The sequence below is a fragment of the Deinococcus indicus genome, from assembly GCF_002198095.1.
Taxonomy (GTDB): domain Bacteria; phylum Deinococcota; class Deinococci; order Deinococcales; family Deinococcaceae; genus Deinococcus; species Deinococcus caeni.
In genome coordinates this window covers 1-16,312 of record NZ_NHMK01000021.1, presented here as the reverse complement: position 1 = coordinate 16,312, position 16,312 = coordinate 1, and the positions used below count along the sequence as shown (strand labels likewise).

Annotated in this window: 13 protein-coding genes; 11 read left to right on the top strand and 2 right to left on the bottom strand. The window is 60.5% G+C overall.

Annotated elements, in window-relative coordinates; translation table 11 throughout:
• The first annotated feature begins 1,019 nt into the window (after window positions 1–1,019).
• Genes CBQ26_RS21430 through CBQ26_RS14155 form a run of 5 tightly spaced genes read left to right on the top strand, consistent with a single transcriptional unit; the run spans window position 1,020 to window position 6,191 of the window.
• Complete coding sequence (locus CBQ26_RS21430; protein ID WP_143342134.1) at window positions 1,020–1,433, top strand: hypothetical protein; 414 nt, start codon at window positions 1,020–1,022, stop codon at window positions 1,431–1,433.
• Complete coding sequence (locus CBQ26_RS14165; RefSeq protein ID WP_088249293.1) at window positions 1,430–3,691, top strand: type II secretion system protein GspD; 2,262 nt, start codon at window positions 1,430–1,432, stop codon at window positions 3,689–3,691. Before CBQ26_RS21430 ends, CBQ26_RS14165 begins: the two co-directional genes overlap by 4 nt.
• Before the next feature lie 45 nt (window positions 3,692–3,736).
• Complete coding sequence (locus CBQ26_RS14160) at window positions 3,737–4,849, top strand: hypothetical protein (protein WP_088249292.1); 1,113 nt, start codon at window positions 3,737–3,739, stop codon at window positions 4,847–4,849.
• On the top strand, window positions 4,846–4,968 hold the full coding sequence (locus CBQ26_RS22875) for a hypothetical protein (protein ID WP_280522598.1): 123 nt from the start codon (window positions 4,846–4,848) through the stop codon (window positions 4,966–4,968). Before CBQ26_RS14160 ends, CBQ26_RS22875 begins: the two co-directional genes overlap by 4 nt.
• A complete protein-coding gene (locus CBQ26_RS14155) occupies window positions 4,965–6,191 on the top strand; it encodes a type II secretion system F family protein (protein WP_088249291.1) in 1,227 nt (408 codons plus the stop codon). The genes CBQ26_RS22875 and CBQ26_RS14155 overlap by 4 nt, the downstream gene beginning before the upstream one ends.
• Window positions 6,192–6,294: 103 nt before the next feature.
• Here CBQ26_RS14155 and CBQ26_RS21425 read toward each other — a convergent pair whose 3' ends face one another.
• A complete protein-coding gene (locus tag CBQ26_RS21425) occupies window positions 6,295–7,149 on the bottom strand; it encodes a hypothetical protein (protein WP_143342133.1) in 855 nt (284 codons plus the stop codon).
• A 444-nt stretch (window positions 7,150–7,593) separates the two neighbouring features.
• Between CBQ26_RS21425 and CBQ26_RS14150 the strand changes: the two genes are divergently transcribed.
• From CBQ26_RS14150 to CBQ26_RS21420, 3 genes are all read left to right on the top strand, one after another.
• A complete protein-coding gene (locus CBQ26_RS14150) occupies window positions 7,594–9,237 on the top strand; it encodes a M3 family metallopeptidase (protein ID WP_088249290.1) in 1,644 nt (547 codons plus the stop codon).
• 172 nt (window positions 9,238–9,409) lie between these two features.
• Window positions 9,410–9,547, top strand: a complete 138-nt coding sequence (locus CBQ26_RS22230) for a hypothetical protein (protein WP_216360369.1) — start codon at window positions 9,410–9,412, stop codon at window positions 9,545–9,547.
• 30 nt (window positions 9,548–9,577) lie between these two features.
• Window positions 9,578–11,326 (top strand): hypothetical protein, encoded by a 1,749-nt coding sequence (locus tag CBQ26_RS21420; protein ID WP_143342132.1) that lies wholly within the window; start codon window positions 9,578–9,580, stop codon window positions 11,324–11,326.
• Window position 11,327: 1 nt separating this feature from the next.
• On the opposite strand, the gene CBQ26_RS14140 is transcribed toward CBQ26_RS21420, so the two are convergent.
• Window positions 11,328–12,494 (bottom strand): RNA-guided endonuclease InsQ/TnpB family protein, encoded by a 1,167-nt coding sequence (locus tag CBQ26_RS14140; RefSeq protein WP_088249288.1) that lies wholly within the window; start codon window positions 12,492–12,494, stop codon window positions 11,328–11,330.
• Window positions 12,495–13,198: 704 nt separating this feature from the next.
• Here CBQ26_RS14140 and CBQ26_RS14135 point away from each other — a divergent pair.
• From CBQ26_RS14135 to CBQ26_RS14125, 3 genes are all read left to right on the top strand, one after another.
• Window positions 13,199–13,678 carry a hypothetical protein gene (locus CBQ26_RS14135; RefSeq protein ID WP_143342131.1) on the top strand — a complete coding sequence of 160 codons (480 nt, stop codon included), beginning with the start codon at window positions 13,199–13,201 and terminating at the stop codon, window positions 13,676–13,678.
• Between the two features lie 10 nt (window positions 13,679–13,688).
• Window positions 13,689–14,420, top strand: a complete 732-nt coding sequence (locus CBQ26_RS14130) for a hypothetical protein (protein ID WP_143342130.1) — start codon at window positions 13,689–13,691, stop codon at window positions 14,418–14,420.
• A gap of 129 nt (window positions 14,421–14,549) precedes the next feature.
• Window positions 14,550–15,923 carry a replication initiator protein A gene (locus tag CBQ26_RS14125; protein ID WP_088249285.1) on the top strand — a complete coding sequence of 458 codons (1,374 nt, stop codon included), beginning with the start codon at window positions 14,550–14,552 and terminating at the stop codon, window positions 15,921–15,923.
• Window positions 15,924–16,312 lie beyond the last annotated feature (389 nt).

The following is a 16,312-nucleotide window of genomic DNA, read 5'->3' as shown; positions in this document are numbered from 1 at the left end:
ACCCGCCCGCACCTGCCGTGTCGCCTGCACTGGCACCAGCAACCGTGAAGTCAGTCGCGCGTCCTGTCCCCGCACCCGAAGCACCACCAGCCACAGCGCCCACAGATCCGCTCCCGGCACCCGATCAGGAAGCCGAAGCGCCCGACCAGGAATTCCAACTGCCTGGCCCAGCTTCCGCAGCTGCACCCAGTGAACCTCAGCTCGAGGCCCCCACCGCACCACAGGACGCACCCAAGAAACGCGGTCTCAAGAAACCCACACGTCCTGGTGCAGCACTCAAGAAACAGAAGAACCCGGTGCAGGCTGACCAGAACAGCGCCACCACCGCACCCCAGAACGAAGCATCAGGTGTCGCGAAAGCCACCGCGAAAGTTCGTCTGCCGACGCCACGCATCCTCCTCATGACGGCCGCCCTCAGTGTCCTCGGCATCGTCCTGATCGCCCGATCACTCCAGCCCAATCCCACCCCTGCCCTGATCTCCGGGCCGCCCGGAACTGCCGCGCCCGTCACTCCCAGTGACGCATTGACCGCACCACCACCTGGCAGTGCGGGAGCGCCCGCGTCCCCCAGCACGCCCGGGATGCAGAGCCCGCCTGTCGCGATCAGCACGCCAGCGGGGCAACCCACTCCACTGCCCAGTACCACCACCCCCGACACGTCCACGTCTGCCGCGACGTCGGCGGCCGCGCCCGCCAACCAGCCCGGCACGGTTCCTACCACCCCTGAAGCTGTGGCTGAACAGCCGCCCATGAAGGCAACACCCAGCGAGGAAGTCGCCTCGGCGCTCGTCACCCCAGATCCAGCCCTCTCCAGATCGTTCGGTTCGGGAGCGCCCAGCACCACAGGTGTCCCACGCACCACCGTCCAGAGTGCCGGGCAGCCATCAGCGCCAGCCCCCTTCCAGACCGCCACCCCCACGGTCATTCCCATTGATGCAGCTCCAGTCGCTGCGGTTCCAGTCGCTGCGGCTCCCATCGTAAGCGCACCCACGCCGCTGCCCGTTCAGTCGGTGAAACCGGTGCAGGTCGCACCGATCACGTACGCGCCACCCCGGTACGTGCCCCCCGCCCCCGAGCCTGTCACTCCACTGCCCGTTACCGCACAGCCCGTCACGGTCCTTCCCGCGCCCCGCCCGCAGAGCACGGGCAGCGCCGTCGCTGTAACCGTCCTGACCCCTGCACCCAGCGAGACCGCAGCGGCCCCTGTTGCGCCCGTCACCCCCACGTCTGCACCCGTGACGTACCTCGGCTCGGTGCAATCCGAGGGCGGCCAGACCATCGCGCTGCTGACCGTGAGTGGCCGGGATGAAACGGTCACGGCAGGTCAGGTCATCCCGGGGACCAGCGTGAAGGTCGTGACGGTCACCCCTACGCAACTCACACTCCGTGATGCAAGTGGCACGCGCACCGTGCTGCTCCAGGAGGCCGAATGAACCGCATGTTGACCCTGATGCTGGCCCTGTCCAGCGCATCCCTCACCGCGTACGCCGCCACCCCGGCGGCCGTCACCGCCACGCCCGCACTCGCGGTCACGCTCCCCAGCAACCCGAAGCTCGCCAAGACGGTCACCGTCACACTCCCCAGTGGCGCGCCACTCTCCACCGTCCTGACCGCCATCGCCAAGGCGACTGGCCTCACCCTCCTCTCCCGGGACATCCCAAGCGTGCCCGTCACCCTCTCCATCAAGGGCTTGACCGGCAAAGCCGCCCTCGAACGCCTCCTCAGCCTGTACAGCGACAAGATCGCTGCGCAGCTCATCGGCGACACGCTGGTCATCGCCCCTCCAGGCGCCATCAATGCCCTGCTCACTGCGCCCAAGCCCGTCCTCGTGACCGTCCCCGTGCTGCTGACGGCCGATGACGCGGCCCGCCTGGCCACCCTCACCGGGACAACCATCGTGCCCGTGGGCGAGGCGAGCATCATCAGCGGCACGGCGGAGCAGGTCGCCCAGGTGCAGGCCCTCCTCACGACCCAGGTGAGCACACCTGCCGCTTCAGGCACCATCACCGACAGCGTACCCATGACTCGCACGGACCCGGACCTGGCCCGCACGACCCTGGCGGCCCTGCACGACGTGAAGCTCTTCGCCGCGTACGGCCGCGCGTACCTTCAGGCGCCCAGTGCCGCCGCTCTCAACGCCGCGAAGATCACCATCGCGCAGCTGGAGAAGGACGCCCCGGACCGGCCAGTGGCCGGGTCTGACCAGGACCCCGTTCCCCTGGCCGTGCCACCGGCCGACGTGCAGCAGCAGCGCACCATCCAAACGTCCCTGAGTGCTGACCTCGTCACCCGCATCGCCGCGAGTGTCAGCAGCACCCTGAAGCCCACGCCGCTGGACGCGGGCACGTACGTCCTGCGGGGACCCGTGGATGACCTGACGGCCTTCCAGACCGCCCTGAGTGCCGCTGAAGTGCGGGAAGCCATGCGCGTCATCGTGGTGTACCCGGACGTGTCCAGCGGGACGGACGCGACCCTGAAGGAGATCTTCCCGAACGCGTCTGTCCGCGTGGTCAGCGGCGGCCTGGAAGTGCGCGCCACGCCGATCGAGCAGGTGCGCGTCAGTGCCTACCTGCAGCAGGTGCGTCTGGGTGCGCCCACCCCGGCACCGACGATGGAGGACGTCACCCTGCGCGTCTCGCTCGCGTACGCCACGCCGGCCACCCTCGTGCAGCAGCTGGGCACCCTGTACGTACAGGAAGGCACCAAGGCAGAGGGTGGCGAGAAGGCCCCCACCAGCACGACAGCCCAGGGGACGGGCAGCACGACGGCATCCACCACCCAGGGCGGTACCCCTTCGACCAGTCAGAGCGGAGGGCAGAGCGCGGGCGCGACCCTGATTGGGGGCGTGCGCGTGGTCGCGGATGACCGGACCCGCAGTGTGGTCCTCACCGGCAACCCGGACGCTGTGGCCCGCGTCAAGCGCACCATTCAGGATCTCGACGCGCGACTGCCTGATGTCCGCATGGCGCTGCGCATCGAACAGATCAGCGGCAGCAACGGGTCAGACCTGGGCCTCGACTGGAAGGTCGGCGTGGGCGGCTTCAGCATCGGGCACACGGACGGCGCCCTCACCGCCGGGTACGCCGCTGGCCTGAGCCCCGTCAGCGTCGAAGCGAAACTCCAGGCGGCTCGCACCAGTGGCCGCGCCAATACGCTGCTCGACACCTCGTTCGTCGCGCAGGACGGTCGGCCTAGTGTGTTCCGCAATGGTGGCCAGCTGCTCCTCCCCGTCACCAACACCAGCACGGGCGGTGGAACGAGCACCACCACGCAGACCCGCGAAACCTACGACTACGGCCTGAACGTCACCCTGACGCCCCGCCTGAGTCCCGACGGCCGCGTGGAACTCCAGATCCAGCTCAACCTGGGACAGACCCCGCGCGCCGGCGTCCAGAACTCCATCCTCGTCGAGAAGCAGACCCTCACCACGATCGCCACCGTCACGCCCGGCGAGACCCTCCTGCTGGGCGGCGTCCTGTCCACCGACGACAGCGCCACGAAGAAAGGCGTGCCGATCCTCAGTGAAATCCCTGTGCTCGGCGCCCTGTTCGGCAAGACCAGCGTCACGAAGGGCACCAGTGTGCTCCTGATCAGCCTGCAGGCCGCCGACCGGTCCGACACGCGCGGCCCGGCCGTCCCCACCGTGACCCCAGGCGCGGGCGTCACGCAGATCAAGATCCCCGGCCGTTAAGTCGTCACCCCTACTGCACGCACACTGCCCCCAGCGAGGTATCCCATGAAGAAGTTACTCACCGTTGTCCTGACCGCCCTCCTCAGCTCCGCCAGTCTCAGTGCCGCACAGACGGCCGTCAATGCCGTGGTGACCGCGCCCGGCGCCCAGCCGATGGTCATGCCCCTGAACGTGCAGCTCCTGCCGTACGGAACTGTGACCATCGCAAACGGCACGTACTTCGTGCCGAATTACGAGGGCACCGGCATCAGCATCTACATCCAGAGCCCGCAACCCATCCGCGTGGCCACCCTGGAGGAGACCGTGCGGTACCAGGCGGAATGGATGCGCATCACCCAGGCGATCTCGTCCGGGCGCTCCACCACGCCCGCCGCAGCCCCTCAGGTGACCCTCCCAGTCATGCCGCAGGCCGCTCCCCAGGCCCAGACCTTCCCCACCAGTCCAGCAGCAGCCATCAGTGTCCCGAGCACTGTGGCGCCGACCTTGGCCTCTGCCCTGCCCGTAGCCTCTGCACCCGCCATGAATTGGACGGCACCGAGCACGGCAGCGGTGAATACCCCCGCGCCGACTCTGGCGAACTTCCCCACTGCGGCAGCCCCTCTCCAGCAACCCACCGCACCAGCACCGGCAGCCTTCCCTTCGGCGAATAACCTGTTCCAGCAGGCCGCGTTCCCGACCGCTCCCAGTGCGTTCCCGGCCAATACCAGTGCCTTCCCGGCCGCTGCCACCGCCTTCACGCCGACCGCGACGGCTCCACAAGTGACCCCCGCACCCGCCACGCCGGCCCCCACCATGGCCCCGCAGGCACAGCAGGCGCAGTACACGCCAACCACGACGCTCGTCCCCGAGTACCTGCGCCTGAACTTCCGGGGGCGTGGCACCAACGTCACCTACTCGCTCAGCAACATCAGCAGCAGCCAGGCCATGCAGATCGACCCTGCCTCCCTGCGCGCCTACCAGAACGGCCAGCCGGTCGAAGCGCAGCTCGCGCAGCGGGACAGCAGCGGCGGCACGAACGGTGTACTCATGCCCCGCGCGATGCTGGTCGGCACGATCTCCGTCCTGACGCGGTCCACTGCGCCCATCACGATCACCTGGCAGGCGAAGGACACGCAGGGCCGTGTCTACCCCATCGCGTACGCGTGGATGCCCGAATGAGACGCCCCGTGATTGCGCTGGCCACCGCCGCCCGCCCCGTGTGCCTGGATTGGCTGCTCGGCGCCGCCCTGCTCGGGGCGGCCTGGCTCCTCCCAGCCGTGAGCCTGCTGGCCGCATGAAAACCTGGAATTACAAGGGCTTCGACACTCGCGGCGCCGAACGCAAGGGCAAGATCGTCGCCGCGACGGAGGAGGAAGCCCAGAAGATGGTGACCGGCATGGGCGTGCAGGTCACCAGCATCACCCGGAACCAGGACATCACCATGCCGTGGGAGAACCGCCCCCCCAGCCTGAAGGATCGGGCCATGTTCACGCAGCAGTTCGCGCAGCTCCTCGGATCGGGGAGTGTCGCGCAGAGCGAGGCGTTGGGCGTGGCCGCCAGGACCACCACCAACCGACAGCTTCGCGCTGCCATTGAGAGTATCCGCAAGGAAGTCGACGAAGGCCATCCCCTGGACGAAGTGGTGGCCCGCAAGCAGTACGCGCATGCGTTCGATCCGGTGTTCGTCGCCTTCATCCGCATGGGCGCTGAAGGCGGCAACATTGCGCCGAGCCTCAAAGAGCTGAGCGAGATGTACAAGTGGCAGCTGCGGATCGCGGGCATGGTCAAGAAAGGCCTGACCCTCCCCGCCATCATCATGGCCGCGTGCTTCATCGTGACGTACTTCATCATGGCCAAGGTCGTCCCCACGTTCATGGGCATCCTGGACGGCCTGAAGGCGGAACTGCCACCACTCACCAGGGTCGTGAAGCAGATCAGTGAGCTCGCCTCGAACCCGCTGGTCACGCTGGGGGTCGTGGGGGTGATCGTGGGGACCATGCTGCTCTTCCGGTGGTACCGCACCACTCCGGACGGCCATTACCGCATTGACGAGTGGATCCTCCGGTTGCCCCTGGTCGGCCCGATGACCCGGACGTTCATTCTCGCGCGCGTCAGCCGCGGCCTGTCCGTGATGCTGAAGAACAGCATCCCCCTTGATGACGCACTCTCCATCACCGCACAGCTCGCCGCGAACGACGTCTATCAGAAGCACTTCCGGGAGATGCGCGCCCAGGCGATCGATGGCCTCCCCATGTTCCCCGTCATGGCCGGGAATCCCAGACAGTTCCCTGAGCAGTACTGGCTGCAATTCCGCGCGGCCGAGGACAAGAGCAAACTCAAGGAAACACTGAACTACCTTGGGGAGATGTACAACGACGAGGTGACCACCCAGGTCGAAGGCCTGACGACCGCCATCGAGCCGATCCTGATCGTCTTCCTCGGCGGTGTGGTGGGGGTCATCGTGGTGTCGGTATTCCTGCCGATGACGACCATGATGAACAGTATCGGCTCGGGATCCTGAACTTAGCCAGACCATATCGACCACTCGGATCAGCGCCCTTTGTTGCAAGAGGCGCTGGTCTGTTACGAAACACCCAGTGCATCTCGAATCTCATTTCGATGATTCATTCAAGAAATGGCAAAGTGAAGATTTGCCATATGAAAAATGCAGCCAAGAAAAACAGCTTTGAATAACTTGATCGAGAAAATACGAAGCCGATACAAGAAAAAAGAACAGCAAATCCGGGAACAGGCATAATGATATATGCCGTCAGGAAGAAGAAAATTAGAAGTATTTCCCTGATAAACAGCCATTTACTTGGCGTTGGGATAATAAAGACAGAGGCGATCATTAATTCTATGAACTGAGTAGCCATAGTAAACAGTTCGGCCGGGCGATCGACACTAAATCGACCAACCAATTTTACAGTCTGAGTGCTATCTTGTAGCAATAACTGGTTGATGTTTCTGATATTTACCGACAAACTGTATCGATCCAGACCAGTGAAAGGGCTTGTTGTTACCCCCATCGGAACGGTTGTAGTCATGAAATACTTCATCACATCCCCGCTAACAAACTCTGGAGATATAAATTTCCAAACAGACGCGAAGAGAAACGCACAGCCGATTAGATATTGACCCGCCTTGCTGATAAAATTCAATCTATCTTTCGAAAAAAATGAAAGGAAAATAGCGATAATCCAATACAGCAGAAGGAATGCGTGCCCGCCAAGTGACCACCAGTCAATCACCGCAGGCATCAAAACTAACAACAAGATCACGAACCAAAATAAATCTTTATCAAGAACGCTACGAAAGATAGCTGCAAATACAAATACACAGCCATATATTATTTCGATTTGCTTGTTTAATCCGTTGAACGTCAATAATGTAAAAAGAGTCATGAGGCAAACCACTTGCCATGCATCCAAGGAGTCGAGTAGATTTTTTACACCGAATTTATTAACGACAGGGCTCAATTATGATGGATTCCTTCAAAGAATTTGTAACCGTATATAATTTAGCGTCAAATGAGATTTCCCTAAAGTCCACTCGGACAGACTTCAATGCGGGATATTTATATCTAATTTCTGGATTGCACGCTATCTGACGACCGTACGTCATGAGGTTAAGCCGAGACGCTCGCACCATAATCGTCTCGTTGAACCGCCGCATATCCTGAGGTGGCTCCGCTCGCTGCCATTCACCATGCTGATCACGAATGAAAATGAACACTCGGCGGCCCCGTTGATCACTCATCGTCGAGTACATGCCAAAGCCTCCACCCCGCCACGCACTGACAGTCTCGTGATGCCAACGCCAGATATGAGTGGACGCCACCGCCGTCAAGATGACGGCCGGCACGGTGGCCAACATGTGATCACGACGGCGTAAACGAGGCATGTGCCGCTATAGTTTAAGTCATGTCCACCCCGCTCGAAGACCTGGATGCCAGGGCACAAGCGCTCATGGATGACCACCGGGCTCTGATCGAGGTGACCGGAGATCAATCCACCCTGCCCTCCTGGTTTAAAACCTGGAGCCATCTCAAAATGCGTGTCCAAACGCTCTGGATCGAGCAAATCGTCGGACAGTATCAGCGCCCGGGTGATCAGACCACCGACGCCCTGCACAAGCGCTTTACGCAATACTGGTTACCCGAACTGGAGCAACTCGATTCACGCCTGAGAGAGCAGGCTGTCCAGACGGGCGTCGAATCCGTCAACCCAGCCGTTTCCCGACTCATCGCCAGTGCGCCGCCTCCCTCTCCTCGCATGGCTGAACTGAACCAGGAATTCAGCCGTCTCACGAAGCAATACCAGGATGTCGTCAGCCAACACCACTTTGAGCTTGGGAGAACAGTACTGACGATGGCGGACGCTGACCGCCTCCTGCGCGAAAGCCAAGACCGCAACGAACGTGAAGCGGTCTGGCACGCTGTCAAGGCGGTTGAACTGGCGTCTGCTCCAGGGCTCGATGACCTCTTCGAGAAGATCCTCAGCGTCCGCCGGGCGATGGCGGTGGAGGCCGGCCACCCCAATTACGCCGCATACATCTGGCAGGACCGCCAAGACACCATTGCTGGTACGGAAGAGCTGCTACGGACGATCAGTGATGTTTACCGTGACGTTGATACTTCCCTGCATAACCACCGCGCGAAGGTGTTGGGGGTCACCGCCCTACGGCCATGGGACCTGCGCGTCGCACTTGTTGAACCAAAATCTTTCGATCTGCCCCTGGACCAGTACGTGCCAACGGCACTGAAAGTCCTGAACAGCCTAGACGCTCAATTTGGAGAGGTGGTCCGTCAAATCCAGCGACATGATGGATTTGATCTGGCGCCCAGACCTGGAAAACCGAATGGCAACATCTGCGCTCATTTTATGGCAGAAGGCCGGTCGGTCCTGGTCTGTAATTTCACAGGTGGGGTCAATCTCTTCCGGGGGCTTCTGCATGAAGTGGGTCATGCCGTTCACAATCACAGTATTTCCAGCAACCCGGAGCATGTGTTCTGGGATTTCATGAATTTCTGGGAAGTCCAAGAGTTTTACGCGTTCGTCTTCACATACATCGGTCTGTTGGAGTTTTTTGAGCTCCACGACATTGCGGAAGAAGAGCGCACGTGGTATTTACGCTCCACTGCTGAGCGCATCATGGAACGCTTCCGCGATGTTGAGGAAAGAACTCGACTGGAACTCTGGGTGTATCAGCAGGAGCAGCAGCCGACCACCGAGGAGATCGACGCGCAATACCTCCGGTTGATCCGGACCTCAGGTGTGGACTGGAGCGGGCTCGAAGATATCCTGAAGAAAGGTTGGCAGAAGCCGCATACCTTCCGATTCGCTTTCTACAACGTGGATTTCGCGATTGCGATGATCGCGGCGCTGCAGTTCGTACACGCATTCGAGCAAGACCGCGATGCGGCTCTAGAACGACTGAAGTCCAGTATGCTGTTGGGCGCAACGACAGGGAGTAAGCAGATCTTCGCAGCGGCTGGTATTGAGTACCCATTCCAGAAGGATCAGTTGGCTCTGGCCCGAACGGTGCTCGCGGGCTGGCTGGGCTAGTCGATCGTCATGGTTGAGAAGATGGCTGTCTGTTTACTGATTTTGGGCATTGACTCAGTTTCTGTCTGTATTTCGGAAGATGACGGCAATATTTTCTGTACTGCACATATCACTGATCTGGACCGGCAACCATTTTAACAAAATCAATGTCCAAGCACACACAGGAGTCATTATGTTTAAGAAGCTCGCCGCCTACCTTTTGATTGTCGTTATCGCCTTGAGTGCGGCGTTGGCATATGCAGCCGACGGAAAAAGCTTTGCGACCAGCGGTGCTGGTTGTTGTGGCTCACTCTCCACCGACCACGACTGAAGAGTTATCCATACCAGGAAGAGGTACTGAATGGACGTTCACGGAATTGACCTTGGATCATCTCACATTTTTCAAGATTGGTTCTTGGAACAACTGGAAGATTCCGTTCCCCCAGAAAAAATAGTGGAAGCACTCGAAGATCTCGGAACGACCGAGTCATATATTCGAGCACTTGTCGTGTCATACTGGCGCTCCACGCCGCAAATGGATCGGCTCATTAAGCATTGCCTGTCCATGAATGATGTCGTTGCGAATGAGATGGCCAAAGGATTTGCCATCTACCGGCGTTCGGTGAAAGTGCTCCAAGAAGGTGGGCCCCAAATGCACGTGCGAGTTGCAGAAATGCGGGGAGCTCTGGACTTTGCACTTGACCGACTGGGCAAACTGACCATGAACGACTTGGCCATGGAAGCCCAGATTGGAATCTATATTTCTCTCTCTATTCTCTCTTTGAACGAGCAGGATTTTAATCAAGCGATCCGTTTTGCATCACAGGCTCTCTTCATTGCCGAAGAAATGAATGCTGTCGTATCTACTGCACGGGCAAGAGCAATCCTGATTTCCTGTCACTCCACGGCCGGGCATGTGGAAACAACAGCGGCTCTCGTACAGGACGACCGAAAAAAGGGATTTCGATATTCGTGGCGTTACACAGAACTCGCCCTCGCCAACAGCCTCTATATCCTGGGTAACTATGCAGAGGCAGAAAGCATCCTCATCAGCCTGGCAGAACGCACGGATGGAGCCTATCAGGTGCGCGCGCACTCCATGATGCAGCGCAATGCCGCACTCTGGGGTATCGGTGGCCTGACCGGCGAAGTGCCGCCCACCGCACTTGGGGAAGAGCCGTTCGGTTGGATCACCGAGGCGATGCGGGCTCTGATGATGGCCACTGCAACACCCCGTGAGGGCAAGGAGGCAGACGAGCGAGCGGCCTACTTCGCGGCGGCGCTGCAAATCTGCGGGCAATCAGATGACGATGGCCTCCGGATCTATCAGTGGCAGCATGCGTTCGTCAAATGGGTCAGCGCGACCGCTCATCTGGGACGCGGTGAGTTTTCATCAGCAGCTGGCGTTCTGGAACGCCTGGGTGACCTCCCCGACGAGTTGCTCGATGTGCGTGTGCTGTCTCTCGGGGCCGGGCTCGAACTCGCGTTGAGTTGGGCAGCTCCAGAGGATTTTTCGGTTGCAACATTTGAATCGAAGCTGCGCCAGGTCTTTGCTGAGGCGGACAAACGCCGCTATGCAAGTGCGCCCGGCCTGGCGAAACTGCTGCAGCGTTGGCATCCCACGGCGGCGGCCTATCTGGCCTTGATGCCTGACCCTATTGGCGCCTGTTCGTTTGCCGTTAGGCATGTCATGAAGGTCGGCCAGCAGAATCTCGTGTTCGATGACGTCACGCTACCACCGGTCTACGCGTGTGACTTGGTGCTGAGGGCACTGGACTTCGACCTCCGCAGGGATTTTTCATTCATCCAGAGTGACCCGGGAGGCAGCCGTCGAAAGAAAAAGGACCTCCTTCAACAGGTTGGTGAAGTCACGCTCTGGCGGCAACCCATTTCCGCAGTTCGAATTGCGTACGGTCTGCTCTCGCACCGGAACGACACGTACCACTTCCGGGCACGCTCAATTCTGGTGACCTACGGGATTCGGCCGACCACCACTGCGCTCTATCCCATGATGGGGACCCTTGAAGAAGTGGAGCGGGCGACCCGCGACCTGCTGGAAGGCAATCTGACGCCCAAAGGACTGAAGAGAAAGATGCTGGAGGCCCAGTGAACTACCCTAGCTCTGAAGAGCGGGGCTTCTCGGGACAGGCACGCTCCACTGAGCCACCTTGAGTCCACGAAGGCATCGACCATGCCAGGATGTTCTTGGCGGCATTCACGTCCCGGTTCAGGAACGCCCCGCACCCCTTGCAGGTGAACTCCCGCACGGACAGCGAGTGTTTCTCTCGGTGTCCACACAGCTGGCAGTCCTGCGAGGTGTACGCGGGATGAACGCCCACCACTGTTCTCCCAGCTTCTTCCGCTTTGGAGATCAGTTTCTCGATCAGGCTGCCCCACCCCGCGTCCAGTACGCTCCGTGCCATGCGGGTTCGGGCCAGCCCGGTGATGCTCAGGTTCTCGTACGCGATCCAGTCGTTCGCCCGAACGAGCTTGACCGCCGCCTTATGGTGCAGGTCGTCGCGTTGCCGCTTGACCTTCAGGTGCAACCTGGCGACGGCCTGCCTGGCCTTGTGTCGCCGTTTGCTGCCGCGCTTCTTTCGGCTCAGCGAGCGTTGCAGCACCCGGAGCCGTTTCTGTGCGGTGCGGAGCGGGCGTGGGTTGTCCTCGAAGTCCCCGTCCGAGGTGACGATGAGGTGCCTCACCCCCAGATCGATGCCCACAGCGTTCCCCGTCTGTGGCAGTGGTGCGGGCCTGGGGATTTCGCAGGTGAGGACCGCGTACCACTCCTGCCCCTCCCGCTTCACGGCCAGCGTCCTGAGCTTGCCGGAGAACGGGCGGTGCAGCTTGATCCGCACGTTGCCGATCTTGGGCAGGTAGACGTGCTTCCCGTTGCCGGAGACGCTGTTCTGGCTGGGCTGCGGGTACGTAAACGAGTCGTAGCGATCCCGGTTCCTGAATCTCGGGTATCCGGCCTTCTGGCCCGCTTTGACGCGGCGAAAGAAGCCCTTAAAGGATTTGTCCAGCCGCTTGGCCACGTCCTGCAACACCTGAGCGTTGACCCCGGCGTATTCCGGGAGCGCGGCCTTCACTTCGGGCAGGGATTTCATCTGGTCGTAGGCCGTCAGCGACTTGCCCGCTTTCTGATACGCGCCGCGCCGCTCTTCGAGCATGCCGTTGTACAGGCGTTGGCAGAGGGTCAACGTGGTGTCCAGGGAGGCGATCTGCGCCTTCGTGGGATACAGCCTGTACTTGAACGCCCGGAGCGTTGTACTCTCCACCTCGCATCACCTCCCTGAAGGTGCTTTCCACGCTCCCAGCCGTTAACGCGGTGTGGGAGCATGGCGTGTTTAGCTTACTACATAACCGGAGGCTTCGGCTTCGCCGCCCCGTTGTGGCACGGGCCGCAGTGGCCCCATGGATACATCCAAGGGCACTGCGGCCCTTTCGGTAGATGGCATGGAACGGCGATTCGTGGTCCGGTTTCCATCACGTCACTCTTGAACTCATCATTTTCACATTGATTGGTCGGTTGCCTGTCAGCCGATCGCTTCACTTCCCCCTTAGCATCCGGTCATGCAACGACGGACGGGGAGACTGGGAGGCGACCGGACGTGATCGGTCACGACGCCACGGCAACTACGTGCCACGTGCTCGAGCGCGGCGCCGCGAGGGTTACAGCGGATCTCCGGATGGCCGTATGACACCCACCCACCGGATGACCTCCCTGTACCCCCAGGAGCTGAGCCCTCGTGCGGGGCTCATGACGATCCCGACAACATCCCGTAGGCCTGTGACCGGAGACGCAAGAGACGCCGCTCGCGCCCTCACGTGCCGCCTGCACACTGACGTCGGAACGCTGCACCTCATCCGCGGCCGCGATCCACTCGCTACGGGATTCCTAGCGGTTCATCCCCGGCTCTCCCCGCACCATGCCACTCCCGCTGTCACCGTCCGTCCCTGCGGTCAGGTGCAATTTGACGGGGTGTACCTGCATCACGCTCTGCAACCCTTCCTGGAGTTGGAGATTCAGAGTGTGGTATCACTCCACCTGGATCAACTGCGCGCCCTGCCCGTACCAGAGGGCATGCTCGGCGTGGGTGAACAGATAGTCCGCATGGCCGTCGGCACAGGCGAAGCAGCTATCCGCGAAGAGGATGCCTATCTGACGGTTTTCTGGGAGTCAGGTCAGCACGAGCATCGCTGGGCCACGTTTCAGGACAGCACATCCGCACTGGACTTACAGCCCACATGCCCCTTTACAGAGCAGAACCAGATGGCGCTGGGCGTCTTCCACCAGCAGCTCACAGCGGCCTATCAGCAGCCGTACCGGCTGACACCCATCGCCATCGGACTGGCCGCGCTTCAAATCCAGCGGGAGGACAGGCAACGGGTGACGCTTCACCATCAGCAACACTGGGCGCAATTCACCGTACAACATGTGCGGCGCGCCCTCTCCATCTGAGGTTTCGGCGATGGCTAACAGCTCACATGTCGTCCCCTTTACTGGTCCGCCGCTTCCTGGCAACGCCAGCAGCAGCCCGCGCAACATGCGGACCCGACCGCACTCCGCCCTGCCCGTCACGCGCATCCCGACGCCTGTTGGTACGGTGCACCTACTACCCGACAAGCACGCCGTGGCCTGCGGATTCGTGGCGGTGATCCCGGAGCTCTCCGATCATCACGCCACGCCAGACCTCACGGTGTATCCGTGTGGTCGCGTCGAACTGGATAGCGTCTTCCTCGTGCCACAGATCGTACCGTACCTCGAAGAACAATTGCTTCAGGCGCTGCTGCCGCATCTGGAGGCCTTACAGGACATGGATACGCCATCTGAGTTCCTGCACGTGCGCTCCCGCGCTCTCAGGATCCGTGTAGGAAGCGGTGACGTCATGATCCGTGACGAGGACGGGTACTTGGCCGCCTACTGGTCAACCGACGAGTTGGAAGTCAATTGGGCCATCTTCCCAGGCCAGTCAACCTTCAATGCTGCCCATTGCATGGGCACTGAGGCGGACAAAGAGGCCTTAAGTGCATTCAATACTGCGTTGCTCCTTGCGGACCAGGCGGACACCAATGTCCCGTGCAGAGTCATGCTCCAAGCGCTGCGCCAGCATACGCACGACTTGGATGTAGCGAACGAAGTTCACCGCCAGCACTGGGCGGACTACACCTCGAAGCATGTCCGCGAAGCGCTCTCCGTCTGAGCGACAGGGAGCTCCGTCTCAACCGTTCCCTGTAGGGCCATCAGCACGGTGCGGCGATCACCCCTACACGTGGGACGGTGCCGGCATGACAACGCAGATCGAATTGCTCTCAGACCTTATGCTGATGCCATGGTGTCAAAAGGGCTGCCCATGAAGCCGAGTCGTCAGGCGCAGTACCACGACGAGCTGAACTTGGCTCGACTGAACGTCATTCTGGCAACCAACAGAACCAAGCTACAGCACTGGCAGAAGAAACTCCAGTTGGACGCGTTTGGAGAAATTGCCATCGAGTGCACTGCCGCCAACGGCCACGTAGTTCCACACGGTCTGGACAATGACGTCTTGATGGGCCTGATCACGGGGGCCGTACTGCAGAATGTGGAGCCTGGAGGCGAAATCCGGCTGACCGCGTCTGAACTCGTTCGCCTGAGCGGACTCCCGTACTGTGAGCGCGTCTTTCACCGGCTTGAGGATTCCCTTGAGCGGCTTCAATGGACCGCTCTCAAGATCAGCGAGGCCTGGCTTGATGAGGGCAAACAGCACGCGCGGAGCGTCAAACTGTCCATCGTCAGCAAACACTGGGTCGAGAACGTTGAAGACGCGGCTGTCAAAAATCCGGGTCAGTGGCAAGGTGTGACGAAGCTGGTCATCCGTCTGGACCCGGAGCTGACCAGAAGCATTCGCATCGGGTACATTAGGCCACTCAACAGCGCCATTCTCGGTCAGATCAAGCAGCCGATGGGGCGGAGTGTGTACCGGGCGCTATCGCTTCTGCGGACCACCTCAACTGCCAATGGACCTATACCGCTGCGGATGGAACTGCCACTGGTGGCCTGGGCCGATCACCTTGGGTTGACGCATCATCTGCCCGCCCTCAACCGCATGCAGAAGATTCAGCGTGCCTTGGAACCTGCCCACACCGCCTTACAGAGCGCAGGCTATCTGAAAGACATCGAATACAGCGGCCGCGGAGACGACAAAACCGTGTCATACACGTTCGCCGCAGCAGAAATGCAGCCGGTCAATCCAGAAGTTGCGCAGTTACTCAAACCGCACCTCGGAGAACAGCGCGCCATTCAGCTGGCCACGGAACTGACGTCCGACCATGTTCGGAAGGTCCTGGCTCAGTTTGAGAGGCTGCTGCAAACGGACTACAGCCGAAAAGTTCGCAGCCGCCCAGGCCTGCTACACGACATGCTGATCAGTCCGGAGAAGTACAACAGCGTCACTGGTCTTCCGGAAAAGCCCTCAGCCAGACAGCCTGTCCGTGAGCTCATGCCCATCAACGATGTCATGCCAACCCCAAACGAAGCCGCTTTCGAGATGACGTTCAAGGTCCTGTCCAAGGATTGGAAGGAGGCCAACATCCGGCAGTTCAAGCCAAGGATGTGGGAACTCTACAAGGGTGGTCATATCACGATATCTGCTCTGTCCCGGCAACTCGCAGACCTTGAACCATCTATGGTGGCTGCGCAGCTCGACCGCTGGGAGGAAGCCATCTGACCTCGCTGATATACGGCACCAGAAACGGAGGGAATTCCCTCCGTTTTTTCTTTGAATGACCTCTGACTCTTTGGGTGAATTTCCGGAGTTCACCTCTGACTCTTTGGGTGGATCACCTCTGACTCTTTGAGTGAGGCTCGAACCGAGGGTCTCTGACTCTTTGGGTGAATTTCCGGAGTTCACCTCTGACTCTTTGGGTGGATCACCTCTGACTCTTTGGGTGAAAAGAACCCGCTTTCGATGTCCCACAAGGAATTTTTCTCGATCGCTAGAAGAAGATCTTCTTATGTTTTTAAAAGCTTTTAAAGACTAAGAAAACTTCATCCAGAAAGGGGGGGGAATGGCCAGTCAGTGACACTGGCTTCTGGGGACAGTCCCGCAGGCTCTCT

What these genes read in the sequence shown, in the direction of transcription:
- CBQ26_RS14165 (WP_088249293.1), top strand. Translation starts at nt 1,430, where the DNA reads ATGAACCGCATGTTGACCCTGATGCTGGCCCTGTCCAGCGCATCCCTC.
- CBQ26_RS14160 (WP_088249292.1), top strand. Translation starts at nt 3,737, where the DNA reads ATGAAGAAGTTACTCACCGTTGTCCTGACCGCCCTCCTCAGCTCCGCC.
- CBQ26_RS22875 (WP_280522598.1), top strand. Translation starts at nt 4,846, where the DNA reads ATGAGACGCCCCGTGATTGCGCTGGCCACCGCCGCCCGCCCCGTGTGC.
- CBQ26_RS14155 (WP_088249291.1), top strand. Translation starts at nt 4,965, where the DNA reads ATGAAAACCTGGAATTACAAGGGCTTCGACACTCGCGGCGCCGAACGC.
- CBQ26_RS14150 (WP_088249290.1), top strand. Translation starts at nt 7,594, where the DNA reads ATGTCCACCCCGCTCGAAGACCTGGATGCCAGGGCACAAGCGCTCATG.
- CBQ26_RS22230 (WP_216360369.1), top strand. Translation starts at nt 9,410, where the DNA reads ATGTTTAAGAAGCTCGCCGCCTACCTTTTGATTGTCGTTATCGCCTTG.
- CBQ26_RS21420 (WP_143342132.1), top strand. Translation starts at nt 9,578, where the DNA reads ATGGACGTTCACGGAATTGACCTTGGATCATCTCACATTTTTCAAGAT.
- CBQ26_RS14130 (WP_143342130.1), top strand. Translation starts at nt 13,689, where the DNA reads ATGGCTAACAGCTCACATGTCGTCCCCTTTACTGGTCCGCCGCTTCCT.
- CBQ26_RS14125 (WP_088249285.1), top strand. Translation starts at nt 14,550, where the DNA reads ATGGTGTCAAAAGGGCTGCCCATGAAGCCGAGTCGTCAGGCGCAGTAC.